This is a genomic window from Burkholderia paludis, assembly GCF_000732615.1.
GTDB lineage: Bacteria > Pseudomonadota > Gammaproteobacteria > Burkholderiales > Burkholderiaceae > Burkholderia > Burkholderia paludis.
This window is the reverse complement of the sequence record NZ_JPGL01000007.1, coordinates 220038-236763: the sequence shown is the minus strand read 5'-3', so window position 1 is coordinate 236763 and position 16726 is coordinate 220038. Positions and strand designations below refer to the sequence as shown.

Below are 16726 nucleotides of genomic sequence, written 5' to 3'. Positions count from 1 at the left end.
GTCGATTTTTCTGTTCTGCCGGAAATGGGCGCCACATCATCCCGCCTGTCCCCATTGCCTCCAATACCGCGCTCCCGCGAATTCGTGCTCGCCTGTTCGGCGCGGCCGGAAGAATTTCCCCTAAATGCAGGGCTCGTCATTCGTCCGACGAAAAACCCGCCCCGGTTCCCTGTATCATGCGCACCTTGCGTTTTCGGCCGCACGATTTTGATGCGATGTTTACGTGCCCGGGAAGCCACAAAACCGCACAATGCGAATCGGAAAGATTTTGTAATATAAAGCCCGTATACTTGTAAGTTCTGATTCAGGCGTTCCCTGCCTTTTCTTCCGGCCGACCGCCCACGCAGAACAACCAGATTCGTCGCCGCCTGGGCCGCTTGCGCCGCGACACGCTATGCATCGCCACTGAATAATCTATGTCTTCCCGCCACTCTGGTTCGCCCGGCCGCGCCGCGGCGGTGATCGCCCGTGCCCGGGCGTTGATCCGCAACGAACGCGTGCTGTCGCCGCTGCTCGCGCTCGGCATCGGCCTGCTGCTGATCGTGGTTTTCCAGCATCTGTCGGAATCGGTCGACTACCGGTCGGTGATCCGCCAGCTGCGTCACATGTCCGCCGGCGAGTGGAGTGCGTCGCTGGCCGCGACCGCGCTCAGCTATCTCGCGCTCGTCGCCCGCGATGCCGTCGGCCTGCGCTACGTTGCCGCGAAAGTGCCGCGCGCCGCGCTGTGGATCGGCGCGATCGCCGGGTCCGCGCTCGGCAACGCGACCGGCTTCGGTGCGCTGACGGGCGGCGCGGTCCGCGCGCGCGTGTACGGCGTGTCGGGCGTCACGCCCGCGCAGATCGGCCGGATGACGGTGTTTACGAGCGGCACGCTGGCGCTCGCGATGGTGCTGATGACCGCCGTCGGCATGGTTTGCGTGCCGGAGGCCCTGGCCGAGATGCTGCACGTCGTGCCGGGCGTGCTGACGTGGACCGGCGCCGCGCTGCTCGTCGCAATGGCCGCGCTGGTCGCGATGTGCGGCAACACCGCGCGTCCGGTCGTCACCCGCTTCAAGTGGCTGTCGTTCGACGTGCCGGCGCGGCGCGATCTCGTCGCGCAGGTCGTCTACGCGGTGCTGGACGTCGTCGCGGCGGGCCTGACGCTGTGGGTGCTGCTGCCGGCCGCGCCGGTCGGTTTCCCGACCTTCATCACCGTTTACGCGGCGGCGTTGCTGCTCGGGATGATCGGCCATACGCCGGGCGGGATCGGCGTGTTCGAGGCCGCGATGGTCTTCACGCTCGGCCGCGAAGTGCCCGCGCACGTGATGGTGGCCGCGCTGATCGCGTATCGCGCGATCTATTTCGGCGTGCCGCTCGTGCTGTCGGCCGGCCTGCTGGCCGGTTTCGAGGGCCGCGCGCTGCGGCGCCGGCTGGTGACGCGGCAGGCCGTGCGCGTGTCGCAGCTCGCGCCGGTGTTCCTGAGCCTCGTGACGTTCGCGGTCGGCGGGATGCTGGTGATCTCGAGCGCGACGCCCGCGTTCTGGCACCGGATCGCGATCCTGCGTCATATCGTGCCGCTGTGGGTGCTCGAAGGCTCGCAGGTGATCTGCAGCGTGCTCGGCGTCGCGTTGCTGTTCGTCGCGCGCGGGCTGCTGCGCCGGCTCGACGGCGCGTGGTGGATGACCTTCGCGCTGACGCTGGCGAGCCTCGCGCTGTCGCTGGCAAAGGGCCTCGCGTTCGTCGAGGCCGGCGTGCTCGGCACGCTGCTGGTGCTGCTGATCGTGAGCCGCCGCCGCTTCAACCGTCATTCGTCGCTGCTCGCCGAGCGCTTCACGGTGAGCTGGTTCGTGTCGGTGACGATGGTGCTGATCCTGGCCGTGTGGGTGCTGTTCTTCGCGTTCCGCGACGTGCCGTACACGCGCGAGCTGTGGTCGCATTTCTCGTTCGACGCGCGCGCGCCGCGTGCGCTGCGCGCGACGCTCGCGTCCGGCGTGTTCGTCGCGCTGTTCGCGCTGTGGCAACTGCTGCGCCCGGCGCCCGGCCGCTTCGTGAAGCCCGCGCCGCAGGACCTGTCCGACGCCGAGCGGATCATTCGCGCGCAGGAATGCAGCGATGCGGGCCTCGCGCTGATGGGCGACAAGTCGTTCCTGTTCTCGGAATCGCGCCAGGCCTTCCTGATGTACGCGAAGTACGGCCGCACGTGGGCCGCGCTGCACGACCCGGTCGGGCCGCGCGAGGAGTGGCCGGCGCTGATCGGCAAGTTCATCGCGCTCGCGCACGCGCACAGCGGCCGCGCGGCGTTCTACCAGGTGCGCGCGAACGCGCTGCCGCTGTATCTCGACGCCGGGCTCACGCTGATGAAGCTGGGCGAGGAAGCGCATATCGCGCTCGACCAGTTCGACCTGAAGGGATCGAACCGGTCGCACCTGCGCTATGCGCTGCGCCGCGGCGACAAGGATGCGCTGACGGTCGAGGTGATCGCGCCGTGTGACGTGCCGGCCGCGCTGCCGGGGCTGCGCGACATCTCGGACGGCTGGCTCGACAGCCGCGACGCGCGCGAGAAGAGTTTCTCGGTCGCCGCATTCCACGACGGCTATCTCGCGACGCAGTCGGTGATGCTGGTGCGGCAGGCCGACAAGCCGATCGCGTTCGTCACGTTCATGACGACCGACCTCAACACCGAGGCGACGGTCGGCGTGATGCGCCATCTGCCGGACGCATCGCCGTACGCGATGGAGTATCTGTTCACGCAGCTCGCGCTGCATCTGAAGGAGGCGGGCTTCCGCAAGCTGAGCCTGGGCATCGCGCCGTTCTCGGGGATGGGGGCGGCCAAGATGCCGTCGCCGTGGCACCGGCTCGGCCTGATGGTCTGGCGCTTCGGCGGCCGCTTCTACAACTTCCGCGGCTTGCGCGCATTCAAGAGCAAGTTCGAACCGCACTGGGAGCCGCGTTACCTCGCGGCCTCGGGCACGGTCGGCGTGTTCGTCACGCTGGCGGATCTGTCATTGCTGGCTGGAGGTCGGCGTTCATGATGTTGAAGAAGGGAATCGCGCGGGCGGCAGCCGCCTGCGCGGGAATGATGCTGGCCGGCGCCGCGTGCGCCACGCAGCCGGTTGCAGTGAAGGCCGAAACCGTGTCGGGCGGCCGCTACGGGCCCGTGACCGTGACGCGTCCGAACGGGCCGCTGCGCGGTTTCGTCGTGCTGTTCTCCCGCGAGGCCGGCTGGAACGCGGCCGACCAGCAGGCCGCCGATGCGCTCGCCAAGGCTGGCGCGATGACGGTCGGCGTCGATTCGGAGCGCTACGCGATGAATCTCGCGCAGAAGCAGGAGGCCTGCCACCACCTCGACGGCGACGCCGAGGCGGTCAGCCACCAGCTTGAACGCCTCGTGCAATCGTCGCGCTATTTCACGCCGATCGTCGCGGGCGTGGGCCAGGGCGGTGCGATCGCGAAGCAGATCCTGTCGATGGCGCCGGAGAACACGATCGCCGGCGCGGTATCGGTCGATCCTGCCGCGAAGCTCGATCCGCGCTTCAAGCCGTGCGCGCCCGATCCGACGATCGTGCGCCGCGCGATGCCGGGCTTCGTCGAGACGGCCGCCTCGGGCGACACCGCGAAACTCGTGTCGCTCGTCACGTCGCACCTGCGCGACAGCGGCAGCGGCGACGAGCTCGACGTGTCGGACCTGCCGCTCGTCGAGCTGCCGGCCAAGGGCGGCAGCGGCCAGCTCGCGATCGTGATCTCGGGCGACGGCGGCTGGCGCGATCTCGACAAGACGATCGGCGAGGCGCTGCAGCGCGACGGCGTGTCGGTGGTCGGCATCGACAGCCTGCGCTATTTCTGGAGCGAGAAGCCGCCGGCGCAGGTGAGCCGGGATCTCGCGCGCGTGATGCGCACCTACATGGCGCGCTGGCATGCGAACCGCGTGGCGCTGGTCGGCTACTCGTTCGGCGCCGACGTGATGCCGTTCGCCTACAACCGGCTGCCGGGCGACCTGCGCGACAAGGTCGCGGTGATGTCGCTGCTCGGCTTCGCGCCCGCCGCCGATTTCCAGATCCGCGTGACGGGCTGGCTCGGCATGCCCGCGAGCGACAAGGCGCTGAAGGTCGCGCCGGAAATCGCGAAGGTGCCGCCGCAGCTCGTGCAGTGCTTCTATGGCGCGGAAGAGAAGGACACGATGTGCCCGGCGCTCGCGAACACCGGCGCCGACGTGATCAAGACGCAGGGCGATCACCACTTCGGCCGCGATTACCTCGCGCTCGAGAAGAAGATTCTCGAAGGGTTCGGCAAGCCGGTGGCGGCGCGCTGAACGCCGGCGTCCGCTTCGCGGCGGGCGCCGGCCGGAGGGCTTGCGATTTCCCGTGCGGGCGGCCAGTGTGCCGCCCGTTTCATTTTCCGGGCTGCGTCGGGGCGTCCTGAAGCGGCGTTTCCGTGCGCGCATCGCGCTGATAGAAGCCCGGAAACCGGTCGAGCTGCCGGCGCGCGGCCGCGAGGTCCGTACCGTCGCCGAGCACCGCGCTCGAAAACCCCGTGCGCTCCATCAACAGCAACTGGTCGATCAGCACGTCGCCGGTCGCGCGCAGGTCGCCGGCGAAGCCGTAGCGCTTGCGCAGCAGGTACGCCTGGCTGTACGCGCGGCCGTCGGTGAACGACGGAAACTGCAGGTCGATGCGCGATGCCTGCGCGATTTGCGAGGCGAGCGGCGGCAGTTCCGCGTCGTTGCCGATCGTCAGCGTCGCGTCGGCGTGCCGCCGCGGGTCGCCGTCGTGCTCGGCCGGCGTCAGCAGCCGGATGCGTGCGCGCGTGCCGGCGTTGTCGATGTCGTTGTCCGTGGTTTGCGTCATGCGTGCTCCACCTGATGGCGCGCGTCGTTCGCGGCGGCCTTGAAGGGTTCGGGGCCGATGCGGCGCACCGTGTCGATGAAGGGTTCGCTGCGGCCGTCTGCATCGATCCGCGCGTCGAGATAGGTGTGGACGATCGCATCGACGACGTCGACGATTTCGTCCGCCGAAAACGACGGGCCGATCACCTTGCCGGGACGTGCGGGGCCGCTCGCGCTGGAGCCGTCCGAGCCGCCGAGCGTGACCTGGTACCACTCCGCGCCGTCCTTGTCGACGCCGAGGATGCCGAGGTGGCCGCTGTGGTGATGGCCGCACGAGTTGATGCAGCCGCTGATGTGCAGGTCGATGTCGCCGACGTCGTGCAGCATGTCGAGATCCTGGAAGCGCTCGGCGATCGCATCGGCGATCGGGATCGAGCGCGCGTTCGCCAGCGCGCAGAAGTCGCCGCCCGGGCACGCGATCATGTCCGTCAGCAGTCCCACGTTCGCGCTGGCAAGCCCGATCTCGCGCGCGTTTTCCCACAGCGGGAACAGGTCGTCCACATGCACCCACGGCAGCACGACGTTCTGCGTGTGCGTGACGCGCGCCTCGCCGGCCGAGAAGCGCTCGGCGAGATCGGCGAGCGCGTCGAGCTGGTCCGGCGTCGCATCGCCCGGCGCCTGCAGGCGGCGCTTGAACGACAGCGTGACGATGCGCAGCGCCGGGTCGCGGTGCTCCGCGACGTTGCGTGCGAGCCAGCGTGCGAACGCCGGATGGCGGGCCGCGTGCGCCGACGCGCGCGCGCTTGCGTCGCGCAGGCCGGACGTGCGCGGCGCGACGCGCGGCGGGACGAACGATGCGGCGACGCGGTCGAACTCGACCTGCGGAATCGTATGCGGCCCGCCGTCGTGTTCGACGATCTGGCGGAACTCCTCCTCGACGTCGTCGATGTAGCGCTGCCCCTCGGTCTTCACGAGGATCTTGATCCGCGCCTTGTACTTGTTGTCGCGGCGTCCGTAGCGGTTGTACACGCGGACGATCGCCTCGATGTAGTTCATCACGTGGCGCCACGGCAGGAATGCGCGCAGCAGCGTCGCGATCGTCGGCGTGCGGCCCATCCCGCCGCCGACGCTGACGCGAAAGCCGAGCTCGCCGGCCGCGTCGCGCACGAGCTTCAGCCCGACGTCGTGCCAGTCGGTGGCCGCGCGGTCTTCCGTCGCGCCGGTGATCGCGATCTTGAACTTGCGCGGCAGGAACGCGAACTCGGGATGCAGCGTCGTCCACTGGCGCATCACTTCGGCGAACGGGCGCGGGTCGGCGATCTCGTCCGGCGCGACGCCGGCGCGCTCGTCGCACGAGATGTTGCGGATGCAGTTGCCGCTGGTCTGGATGCCGTGCATGTCGACGGTCGCGAGCAGGTCCATCACGTCGGCTGCCTTCGCGAGCGGAATCCAGTTGAACTGCACGTTGGTGCGCGTCGTGAAGTGCGCGCTGCGGGTCGGCAGGCGCAGCGTGCCGAGCGCGGCCTGCGCGTCGCACGCGGCGCGGTAGGTGGCGTCGTCGGGCACGTCGTAGTCGCGCGCGATGCGTGCGAGCACGCGCAACTGCGCGCTCGACAGCTCGCCGTACGGCACGGCGACGCGCAGCATCGGCGCGTGGCGCTGCACGTACCAGCCGTTCTGCAGGCGCAGCGGCCGGAACGCGTCCTCGCTCAGCGTGCCGTGCTGCCAGCGTTCGAGCTGGTCGCGAAACTGGGCGGCGCGGCTGTGCACGAGCGCCCGGTCGAAAACGGTATATCGATACATGACGTGATACGCAAGAGGCGCCGCGGCGCGAAGCGTGCGGCTCGGGAGAGACGTTGCGACGGGTGTCGGGCAACCGGAGACAGCGTAGGGAACGCCGGGCGGCGGGACAAGCAGCAGATCGGGACGAAAAGGGCGCAGCAGACGGCCGGCGCGAAGCCGGCGCGGGGACGGGCACGCGCGCATGCGCGCGGCGGGTTCAGGCGTCGGCGTCGACGACGAGCGCCGGATCGAGCGCGCGGATGCGCTGGTCGATGAAGTAGCCGCCGCCTTCCTGATAGCGCAGGAACAGGCGGCCGCACGTGCGGCAGCGGCTGACGGTGCAGCGGTTGTACGGGAAATGGCGCAGGGCGATCGGCGCATCGTCCGACGCGTAGTGCGTGCCGGCCGGGTGATGTTCGGCGTAGGTCGGCTCGGGATCGTCCGGCGGCGCGAGCGTGGCCACTTCGGTCAGTTGCGCGTCCTGCAGCGACAGCGGCAGCGTCGTCCATCCGGCGAGCGGCGTTTTCGTGCACGTGCACGGCTGCGTGACGTGCGCGGCTTCGGCGGTCAGTGTCAACAGCGCGTCGTGATCGAGGTAGGGCAGTGGGCTCATGGGCAATCGTGGCGGAGCGGCGGGATCAGCACTGTAACCCGCGCGCGCATCGCATGCACGGCCGCGGTGCGGGCGGCAGGCGCCGTGTACCGTGCGCGCTTCAACCGCCCTTGCGGACCGACGGCTGCGCGACCAGCTCGCCCAGCACGCGGATCGCGCGTTCGATGTCGCGGCTCCACGGATGGCCGAAGTTCACGCGCACGCAGCGTTCGAAACCGTGCGTGGCGGAAAACAGCGGCCCCGGCGCGAAGCTGATCCCGCGCGCGATCGCCTGGCGGTGCAGTTCCATTGCGTCGATCGCGTCGGGGAACGCGAGCCACAGGAAGTAGCCGCCCTCGGGCCGCACCCATTCGACGCCGGCCGGCAGCCAGCGGCGCAGCGCGTCGTCCATCCGGTCGAGCTGCGTCTGCAACGCGCCGCGCAACTTGCGCAGGTGCCGGTCGTAGCCGCCGTGTTCGAGATAGTTTGCGACGCCGGCCTGCGCGGGAATGCTGGCCGACAGCGTCGTCATCAGCTTGAGCCGCTGCACCTTCTCGGCGTACCGGCCGGCGGCGGCCCAGCCGATCCGGTAGCCGGGCGCGAGCGTCTTCGAGAACGAGCTGCAGTGCATCACGAGGCCGTGCCGGTCGAACGCGCGCGCGGGCAGCGGGTAGTCGGGGCCGAAATGCAGTTCGCCGTAGACGTCGTCCTCGATCAGCGGCACGTCGCGCGCGGCGAGCATCTCGACGAGCGCGCGCTTCTTCCCGGCGGACAGCGTCACGCCGGTCGGATTCTGGAAATTGGTCATGAACCAGCACGCGCGAATGTCGTGCCGGTCGAGCGCTTGCGCGAGCGCATCGAGATCGAGGCCCGTGCGCGGATCGACGGGAATCTCGACCGCGCGCAGGTCGAGCCGCTCGATCGCCTGCAGCGCCGCGTAGAAGCCGGGCGCTTCGACGGCCACGACGTCGCCGGGCCGCGTGACGGCCATCAGGCACAGGTTCAGTGCCTCGAGCGCGCCGTTCGTGACGACGATCTCGTCGATCGGCTGCGAGATGCCCGTCGCGAGATAGCGCCGCGCGATCTGCTGGCGCAGCGCCTCGTTGCCGGGCGGCAGGTCGACGACCGTGCTCCACGGGCTGACGAGCCGCGTGGCCTGTGCGAGCGACTTCGCGAGACGCGGCAGCGGAAACAGGTGCGGCGACGGGAACGCGGAGCCGAGCGGCACGATGCCCGGTTGCGTGGCCGCGTCGAGCACGGAGAACACGAGGCTGCTGATGTCGACCTTGCGCTTGGCGCCCGCGCGGCTCGCGCGGCGTTTCGCGGCCGGGCCCGCCTCCGGCTCCGCGCCCGGCGCGACGTAGTAGCCCGAGCGTTCGCGCGCGCGGATCAGCCCCCACTGTTCGAGCAGGTAGTACGCGCGAAACACCGTCGACTGGCTCACGCCATGTTGCGCGATGAGCTGCCGCAGCGACGGCAGGCGCGTGCCGACGGCGAGGTTGCCGTTGCGGATTTCTTCGGCGATCGTGTGGGCGAGGGTTTCGTAGCGTTTCATCGGCGTGGGCGGGGCGCGTGGCGCGCGGCGGCTCATTGTCCGATGGACGCGGGTAAAAGGAAAGCCGGCGCCCGTGCGGGCGGTCATCCGGAACGCGGCGGTAGCGGCGCGCAAACGTTGTGCGCGATACCGATGGGCCAGCGCTTGGCCGATAGCGTCGCCTCGATCGGATGGGGCGGGGATTCAGCGTCGGCCTGCCTTCGTCTCCCTGCCGGGCGAACGACACGCGCGTGCGCGGAAGGCAGTTGCATTCGCGGCGGCCAGTCATTAGGCTGGCGGGGTTCTTGCGACCGGACAGTGCTTTCGATGGGCATGCGCGGGGAGCGCCATGCACGCCCGTCCGGTGCGCCGCTCGTCCCGATATCAAAACGATCAAAACCACACGCTGATGCCGTTGTCGAAACCGAACTGGCGGGTTGTCTGCATCCCGATGCTCGCGCTCTACGCAGCATGGCCTGTCGACGTCGCTGCATTGACGGAACCGGGGGCGGCCGCGACCGGCATGCCGACCCGGCCCACGGACGACACGGCCTATGCGGCAACGCTCGGCGCGCTGATTCGAGCCAACCTGGTTTTCACGAGCCCGGCGAGCCTGCCTGAATCGGCCGAAGCCAGGCTGGCGTTGCTGGTCGACGCGCACGGGAAGATCGTCGAAGCCAGCGTCCGGCAGTCGAGCGGATCGGAGATTTTCGACGCCGCGATGATCGCGGCGGTGCGCAAGAGCCTGCCGTTTCCGCCGCCGCCCGAGCATCGCGTGCGCTGGGTGAACCTGACGTTCCATCCCGGCGGCGCGTCCGCTTCCGCGGCGGCCAGCGCGCCGGCCGCGCTGCCGGAAATCGTCATCGCGCCGGCACCGTCGCCGAAGCGCGACGACGTCACGCGCGGCATCTTCCGGCAAAAGGGAGTCGGCCAGCTGGATGCCGACGGATGGACCGTCGCGCGCTCGACGGACGGCCATTTCATGCTCAGCGTGCCGGGCCGGTTCAGCGACAGGACACTCTGGTTCGCCCATCCCGGCCCGCAAGCGCCGAGATCGGCGGAGACGCTGCTGGCCCACGGCGGGATCGACACGTTGCTGGTCGCCAGCCGGCTGCAATACGGTGCGCCGGAAATCGCCACGCGCTGCTTCGAGTCGCTGGAAGCGGACTACCGCACGCTCGACGCGCGTGCGGTGCGCGGCACGTTTCTCGGCTATCCGTCGATCGACGGCCGGGTTGTCGACCCGAAGAAATCGTAGTTCGCGGTGGAGCGTATCGTGCTGGTCGGCGCCGACATCCTGTGGGTGCGTGTAACGGGCCCGATGACGCTCAGGGATGCCGTCGAACGCGATGCGTCCCGCATCGTCGGATCGCTGCGCATCGACGCCGCTGCAACGAATCTGGGCAGCCCGCCCGAAGACGCGTTCGCGCTGCCGAACTAGAACGAAAGCCGTTCACGCGAACGGGGCACCGGCACGCATGGCCGGCGCCCCGCACGCGGCACCGATGCATCACGCCGCGTTCGGCTCCGCGTTCCGCCCGTTCGCGCCGCTGCGCAGCGGCGGCAGCGGCTCGACCTTGCCGACGACGAACAGGTACGACAGCGCACCGACCACGCACAACGCGCCGGCCACCGCGAGCGGCACGACGAACGAGCCTTTCGTGATCGACAGCATCACGCCGGTGAACGTCGTGATGAAGATGCCCGCGAGATTGCCCGCGAAGTTCTGGATGCCGCCGAGCGACGCGACGTGCGCGGGCGTCGGCGCGACCTCGCCGACGAGCGTCCACACGTTGGCGCCCGCGAACGACAGGCTCGCGTAGGCGAGGGCGAACAGGCCGAGGCAGGCCCACGTGTTCTCGACGAACGCGGACAGCGCGATCGACGACGACAGCAGCATCCCGAGCACGAGGCAGGTCTTGCGCGCGGCGGTTGCGCTCCAGCCGCGACGGAACAGGCTGTCCGACACGTAGCCGCCGAGCCAGCCGCCGGGGATCGCGAGCAGCGCGGGCAGCATGCCCCAGGTGCCGAGCGACGCGAGCGAGAAGCCGCGCGACTGCAGCAGATAGCTCGGGAACCACGTGATGAAGAAGTAGATCGCGAAGTTCAGGCAGAACAGGCCGATCATCATGCCCCACACGGTGCGGTAGCGGAACAGGTCGAGCCACGACACCTTCGGCATATCGGTTGCGCCCGCAACGACCGGTGCGGCGCGCTGGGCGAGCAGCGCGTCGACGGCGTCCGGCGCGATCGCGCGATAGCGTTCCGGGTCGCGATAGAGGAACCACCACGCGAGCGCCCACACGATGCCGATGCCGCCCGTGATCACGAACGACCCGCGCCAGCCGACGATCGAGATCAGCCACGCGACGAGCGGCAGCGACAGTGCGGAGCCGACGCGCGAGCCGCTGTCGAAGATGCTGCTCGCGAGCCCGCGTTCGCTGCGCGGGAACCAGTTGAACGCGACCTTCGCGAACGACGGGATCGCGGCCGCCTCGCCGACGCCGAGCATCAGCCGCACGCCGACCAGTTGCCCGAGGCCGCGCGCGGCGCCCGTCGCGACGGTGAACACCGACCACCAGCCCACGGCGAGCGCGAGGCTCACGCGCACGCCGACCTTGTCGATGAACCAGCCGGCCGGCAGTTGCAGGAACGCATAGGTCCAGAAGAACGCGCTCAGCACGAGCCCCATGCCGACCGCGTCGAGGCCGAGGTCGGCGCGAATGCTGGGGGCGGCGATCGCGAGGTTGGCGCGGTCGATGAAGTTGATGACGTTGGCCAGGAAGCACATCAGGATCATGGCCCATCGGATGCGTGGCATGCAGTGTCTCCGCGCGGAATGTCGTGGCGGACGACCGGCGATCCGCTGCGCCGGCCGTCTCGATGGGTGCTTATCGTGCGGCTTCGGACGTTTGCGCTGCGCGGTCGAACTTCGCGAGCGCTTCCCACAGGCCGTTCAGGTAGACCGCGCCGAGCGCGCGGTCGTACAGGCCGTAGCCGGGCTTGCCCGTCTCGCCCCAGATCATGCGGCCGTGGTCGGGGCGCACGTAGCCGGAGAAGCCGGTGTCGTGGTATGCCTTCACGATCGCCGCGATGTCGAGCGAACCGCAGCTCGACAGATGCGCGGTTTCCTCGAAATCGCCGTTCGCGTCGACCTTCACGTTGCGGATGTGCGCGAAGTGGATGCGGCCCATCGCGCCGAACTCGCGCACGAGCGCCTCGACGTCGTTCTGCGGGCCCGCGCCGAGCGAGCCCGAGCACAGCGTCAGACCGTTCGCGGGCGTATCGACGATCCGCACGATGCGCGCGAGATCGTCGCGGTTCTTCACGATGCGCGGCAACCCGAAGATCGGGCGCGGCGGATCGTCGGGGTGGATCGCCATCTTCACGCCGGCTTCCTCGGCAACGGGAATGATCGCCTTCAGGAAGTATTCGAGGTTCGCCCACAGCGCGGCCTCGTCGACGTCGCGATAGTCGGCGAGCAGTGCCTGCAGCTGCTCGGGCCGGTAGCTCGAATCCCAGCCGGGCAGTGCGATGCCGTCGTTCGGATCGATCCGGTCGACTTCTTCGGTGCTGAACGCGAGGCAGGTCGAACCGTCGTCGAGCGTCTTCGACAGCTCGGTGCGCGTCCAGTCGAACACGGGCATGAAGTTGTAGCAGATGACGCGAACGCCGGCCGCGCCGAGATGGCGGATCGTCTGCCGGTAGTTGTCGATCAGGCGGTCGCGGCCCGGCTTGCCGAGCTTGATGTCCTCGTGCACCGGCACCGATTCGACGACTTCGAACCGCAGGCCGGCGCGTTCGATCGTCGCCTTCAGCGCGTCGATCTTGTGCGCGGGCCAGACTTCGCCCACCGGTTCGTCGTAGATCGCGGACACGATGTGCGTGACGCCCGGGATCTGGCGGATGTATTGCAGCGAGACCGGATCGGACTCGCCGTACCAACGGAATGACATCTTCACTGGAGCGGCTCCTGGCTGGCGGTTCATGCAGCGGGCGAGCGGGCGGCGGCATGCCGGCCCGTCGACGGTGTGCGGATTATGAGTGGTATGCCAGTTTGACGGGATAGTGGTTTACCAGTTGTTCGGGCCGGACTCGGGCTTTCCGAGATGCTTGGCGGCTTCGTCTGATGCTGCGCACCGGATATCTCCCGAAATTGGTGTACCATTTTGACGATCCGGCGCCGCGACGGCGCCGGCCAGCCCGTTGCGAGCCTTTTCGATGACCGATCTTTCCAGCCTGCCAGCCGGGCGCGATACCGATGCCGCAGACCGCTCCTATATCGGCCTTGCGCGGCAGATTCACGCGATGGTGGCCGCCGGCGCGTTCGAGGCCGGCGCGCGGCTGCCGTCGGAGCGCAGCCTGGCCGACCAGTTCGGCGTGAGCCGTACGCAGGTGCGCGAGGCGATCATCGCGCTCGAGGTGCAGGGGATCGTCGAGGTGCGGATCGGTTCGGGCATCTACGTATCGGCGGCCGATGCCGCGCGGCCGGTGACGTTCGAGGTGCCGCGCGGCCCGGGCCCGATCGAGACGCTGCGCGCGCGCGGGCTGATCGAGGCGGAAGTGGCGGCGCTCGCGGCGACCGAGCGCAAGGATGCCGATCTCGACCGGCTGTTTGTCTCGCTGACGACGATGCGCGAACGGATGGACGACAAGGTCGCGTACGACGCGGCCGATCGCCAGTTCCACCTGCGCATCGCGGAGTCGACCGGCAACACGGTGCTGCTGCACATGGTCACCGCGATGTGGGACTGCGCGCGCAGCGATCCGCTGTGGGACAAGATCGAGGAGCACTTCCACTCGACCGCGCTGCGCGAGGCCTCGCAGGAGGATCACCAGCGGATCTTCGCGGCGATCATGGCGCGCGATGCGGCCGTGGCGCGCGAGGCGATGCGCGCGCACCTGTCGCGCGTGATAGCGGAGTTCTCGCAAGCCTGGCGCTGAGGTTCGTTCCGGCCGCCGGCAACGGCCCGGCGCAACCGTGCGGCGCGCACCGCTGCCGGCGGATGCGCGCGCCGTGTACGGCTTCTTCCGATTGCGCGACCGTACGTTTTATGGTGTCGTTGCGGGATATCGCATCGACTCGAAAAAGGACAGTCGAATGCAGCCGGGCGAATCAGACGGGGGCCGCTGGAACAGGGGTGTCGGCGCACGTACGCGCGCACGCATCGCCGTGCGCAGGCTGCTTATCATATTGACAGCGGGTTTACTGACGCCCGCGCCTTCGGCTTTCTCCGCATCCCCCGACACCCTCGACGACAACGTGCTGCGCGTGCTGGCATGGCCGGGCTACGCGGACGGCGATGTCGTCCACGCGTTCGAGGCCGGGTTTCACGTGCGCGTCGAGGTGACGTTCGTCGACTCGGACGAAGCGTTGTGGGCGCGGATGCACAGCGCCGCGCCGCCGCCCTACGACGTGCTGGCCGCGAACACGGCCGAGATCCAGCGCTACGCGCACGAGCGGCTGCTCGCGCCGATCGACCTGTCGCGCATCCCGAACCGGCGGCGGCAGTTGCCGAACTTCCGGCAGCTCGCGACGATCGACGGGCTCGTGGAGGACGGCGCCGCGTATGCGATTCCATTCACGTATTCGTCGATGGGGCTCATTTACGACCGCAAGCAGGTTCCGGTCGCGCCGCGTTCGATGCGCGAGCTGTGGAATCCGCGCTACCGCGGCAAGGTGCTCGACTTCAACAGCGCCGAGCACAACTTCTCGTTCGCGGCGCTGGCGCTCGGCTATGCCGATCCGTTTCGGCTGTCGCCCGCGCAGACGCTCGCCGTCGCGCACAAGCTGATCGACCTGCGCCGCAACCTGCTCACGTACTACACGCTTCCCGAAGAGGCGACCGCGCTGTTCGTCCGGCATCGCGCGGCGCTGATGTTCGGCAACTACGGCACGCAGCAGGTCGAACTGCTGCGGCGCGCGGGCGCGGACGTCGGCTACGTGATCCCGGACGAAGGCGCGCTCGCGTGGCTGGACTGCTGGGCCGTCACGCGCGCCGCGCCCCATCCCGAGCTGGCGTTCGCGTGGATCAACTACATGCTCGAACCGGCGGTCGGCGCGCGGCTGACCGAGCGCCAGGGGCTCGCGAACACGCTCGAACCGGCGCCGAGCCTCGACGCCGGCCGCGAGCATCTCGTCTGGCTCCAGCCGGTCGAGGATATCGGACGCCGCGAATCGCTGTGGCGTCGCATCGTGTCGGGCGACCGGCCGGAGCGGTTCGGAAAATGATCCGGCTCGGGCTCACGTCGAAGCTGTCGGTGCTGTTCGCGTGCATCGGCGTGATCGCATCCGGCACGACCGGCTATTACACCTATCGCGCGAACCGCGCGATGCTCGTGCAGGAAGCCCAGCACAGCCTGCTGATGTCGACGCAGCTGCTCGGGCAGCGCTTCACGAGCGCGCTGTCCGACGTCGCGGACGATGCGCTCGTGCTCGCGCAGTTGCCGTCGTCGGCGCTCGTCGCGGGCGCCGACAAGCCGGACGACGCGCCGCGCGCGCGGCTCGAGCAGGTGTTTTACAGCTTCATGAGCAATCACCCGGAGTACCTGCAGATTCGCCTGATCGCGCGCGGGCACTTCGGGCTGGAACGCATTCGCGTCGATCGCGATGCGCACGGCGTCGTCGTGCTGCCCGAAAGCGCGTTCCAGGAGAAAGGACAGTTTTCCTACGTATTCGATACGCTCGCCACGGCGCCCGGCCATATCTACCTGTCGCCGATCGTGATCAACCACGAGACGGGCACGCACGCGGCCGAGGGCCAGCCGATCCTGCGCGTGGGCACGCCGGTCGTCGACGCGTCGGGCCGCACCGCCGGCGCGCTCGTCGTCGACGTCGAGCTGTCGCGCGTGTTCGCGCGGCTCGAGCGCGACTTGCCGCACGACTACGCGGTCTATCTCGCGAACGAGTGGGGCGATTTCCTCGTGCATCCCGATCCGTCGCAGGCGTTCGGCTTCGATCGCGGCCGGCGCGTGCTGATGCAGGAGCACTTCGGCGCCACGCGCGCGTTGTTCGACGGCGCGCGCGCAAACGTTACCCTCGACGGTCTCGCCGATCCCGCCGAGGCGCCGGGGCAGATGCTCGCATTCGCGCGCACGCCGTTCGGTCAGGACGAAGGCAACCGCTTCGTCGTGCTCGGCATGGCGCGTCCGCTTGCGGACGTGCTGGCGCCGGCGGGCATGCTCGGCGAGCGGATCGTCCGGATGGTGCTCGTGTCGAGCGTGCTGGCGGTGATCCTCGCGATCCTGTTCGCCCGTGCGATCACGCAGCCGCTGCAGGTACTCGCGCGCGCCGCGACGCACGTGTTCGACGATCAGGCCGCCGAGCGCCTGCCGGTCGGTCGCGCCGACGAGATCGGCGTGCTCGCGCGCTGCTTCGACAGCATGCGCGTCGAGATCCGCACGCAGGTCGCGATGCTGCACGCGAAGCAACAGGAGCTCACGCACCTGGCCGGCCACGATGCGCTGACCACGCTGCCGAATCGCCTGCTGTTCATGGAGCATCTCGACGCCGCGATCCGGCGGGCGGCGGCGCTGAGCGAAGGGCTGGCCGTGATGTTCGTCGATCTCGACCGCTTCAAGCAGATCAACGACCAGCACGGGCACTCGGCCGGCGACCGCGCGCTCGTTGCGGTCGCGAAACGGCTGAGTCACGTGCTGCGCAGCGGCGACATGGTGGCGCGGCTCGGCGGCGACGAATTCATCGTGCTGATCGCGGACGTGCGCTCGCCGGCCGTGATCGGCGACGTCGCCGCGCGCATCCAGCACGTGATGGCCGAGGAACTGGAGTTCGGCGACCGGCGCGTGGCCGTCGGTGCGAGCATCGGCGTCAGCGAGTTTCCGGCCGACGGCGCGTCGGCCGAGGAACTGCTCGTCAAGGCCGATGCGGCGATGTACGCGGCGAAGGCGTCCGCGCAGAGCGTGTGCGTGCGCTATCAGGAACTGGTCGGCGGCGCGGCCGGTGCGGATGGGGCGGCGGGCCGGGTTGCGTCGGGCGGCAGCCGCTGACGGCGCCCCG

Annotated in this window: 13 protein-coding genes; 7 read left to right on the top strand and 6 right to left on the bottom strand. The window is 69.3% G+C overall.

The features are described 5' to 3' along the window. The first annotated feature begins 416 nt into the window (after positions 1-416). Together mprF and GQ56_RS0104995 are read left to right on the top strand one after the other, a co-directional pair. Positions 417-3011 carry a bifunctional lysylphosphatidylglycerol flippase/synthetase MprF gene (mprF, locus tag GQ56_RS0105000; protein WP_031397602.1) on the top strand — a complete coding sequence of 865 codons (2595 nt, stop codon included), beginning with the start codon at positions 417-419 and terminating at the stop codon, positions 3009-3011. Next, on the top strand, positions 3008-4288 hold the full coding sequence (locus tag GQ56_RS0104995) for a virulence factor family protein (protein WP_031397601.1): 1281 nt from the start codon (positions 3008-3010) through the stop codon (positions 4286-4288). Before mprF ends, GQ56_RS0104995 begins: the two co-directional genes overlap by 4 nt. Before the next feature lie 79 nt (positions 4289-4367). Here GQ56_RS0104995 and GQ56_RS0104990 read toward each other — a convergent pair whose 3' ends face one another. The 4 genes from GQ56_RS0104990 to GQ56_RS0104975 all read right to left on the bottom strand — a co-directional run bounded on the left by GQ56_RS0104990 (position 4368) and on the right by GQ56_RS0104975 (position 8730). Beyond that, on the bottom strand, positions 4368-4823 hold the full coding sequence (locus GQ56_RS0104990; protein WP_052007160.1) for a DUF934 domain-containing protein: 456 nt from the start codon (positions 4821-4823) through the stop codon (positions 4368-4370). Beyond that, positions 4820-6604, bottom strand: coding sequence for a nitrite/sulfite reductase (locus GQ56_RS0104985; RefSeq protein WP_031397599.1), 1785 nt, complete (start codon positions 6602-6604; stop codon positions 4820-4822). The genes GQ56_RS0104990 and GQ56_RS0104985 overlap by 4 nt, the downstream gene beginning before the upstream one ends. 196 nt (positions 6605-6800) lie before the next feature. After that, positions 6801-7196, bottom strand: coding sequence for a hypothetical protein (locus GQ56_RS0104980; protein WP_031397598.1), 396 nt, complete (start codon positions 7194-7196; stop codon positions 6801-6803). A 100-nt stretch (positions 7197-7296) separates the two neighbouring features. Next, complete coding sequence (locus GQ56_RS0104975; RefSeq protein ID WP_031397597.1) at positions 7297-8730, bottom strand: aminotransferase-like domain-containing protein; 1434 nt, start codon at positions 8728-8730, stop codon at positions 7297-7299. A gap of 388 nt (positions 8731-9118) precedes the next feature. Here GQ56_RS0104975 and GQ56_RS0104970 point away from each other — a divergent pair, with 388 nt between their 5' ends. Both GQ56_RS0104970 and GQ56_RS45505 read left to right on the top strand, forming a co-directional pair. Next, complete coding sequence (locus tag GQ56_RS0104970) at positions 9119-9967, top strand: energy transducer TonB (RefSeq protein ID WP_161788544.1); 849 nt, start codon at positions 9119-9121, stop codon at positions 9965-9967. An 18-nt stretch (positions 9968-9985) separates the two neighbouring features. Continuing rightward, on the top strand, positions 9986-10150 hold the full coding sequence (locus tag GQ56_RS45505) for a hypothetical protein (RefSeq protein ID WP_161788543.1): 165 nt from the start codon (positions 9986-9988) through the stop codon (positions 10148-10150). 69 nt (positions 10151-10219) lie between these two features. On the opposite strand, the gene GQ56_RS0104960 is transcribed toward GQ56_RS45505, so the two are convergent. Both GQ56_RS0104960 and uxuA read right to left on the bottom strand, forming a co-directional pair. Further along, positions 10220-11530, bottom strand: coding sequence for an MFS transporter (locus tag GQ56_RS0104960; RefSeq protein ID WP_031397595.1), 1311 nt, complete (start codon positions 11528-11530; stop codon positions 10220-10222). A gap of 70 nt (positions 11531-11600) precedes the next feature. Continuing rightward, positions 11601-12671, bottom strand: a complete 1071-nt coding sequence (uxuA, locus tag GQ56_RS0104955) for a mannonate dehydratase (RefSeq protein ID WP_174923136.1) — start codon at positions 12669-12671, stop codon at positions 11601-11603. A 259-nt stretch (positions 12672-12930) separates the two neighbouring features. On the opposite strand from uxuA, the gene GQ56_RS0104950 reads away from it, so the two are divergent. The 3 genes from GQ56_RS0104950 to GQ56_RS0104940 all read left to right on the top strand — a co-directional run bounded on the left by GQ56_RS0104950 (position 12931) and on the right by GQ56_RS0104940 (position 16716). Further along, the gene (locus GQ56_RS0104950; protein WP_031397593.1) at positions 12931-13653 is read left to right on the top strand and encodes a FadR/GntR family transcriptional regulator; all 723 of its coding nucleotides are present in this window, start codon (positions 12931-12933) and stop codon (positions 13651-13653) included. A gap of 157 nt (positions 13654-13810) precedes the next feature. Then, the gene (locus GQ56_RS0104945) at positions 13811-14941 is read left to right on the top strand and encodes an extracellular solute-binding protein (protein WP_031397592.1); all 1131 of its coding nucleotides are present in this window, start codon (positions 13811-13813) and stop codon (positions 14939-14941) included. Then, on the top strand, positions 14938-16716 hold the full coding sequence (locus tag GQ56_RS0104940) for a GGDEF domain-containing protein (protein ID WP_031397591.1): 1779 nt from the start codon (positions 14938-14940) through the stop codon (positions 16714-16716). The genes GQ56_RS0104945 and GQ56_RS0104940 overlap by 4 nt, the downstream gene beginning before the upstream one ends. Positions 16717-16726: the final 10 nt, after the last annotated feature.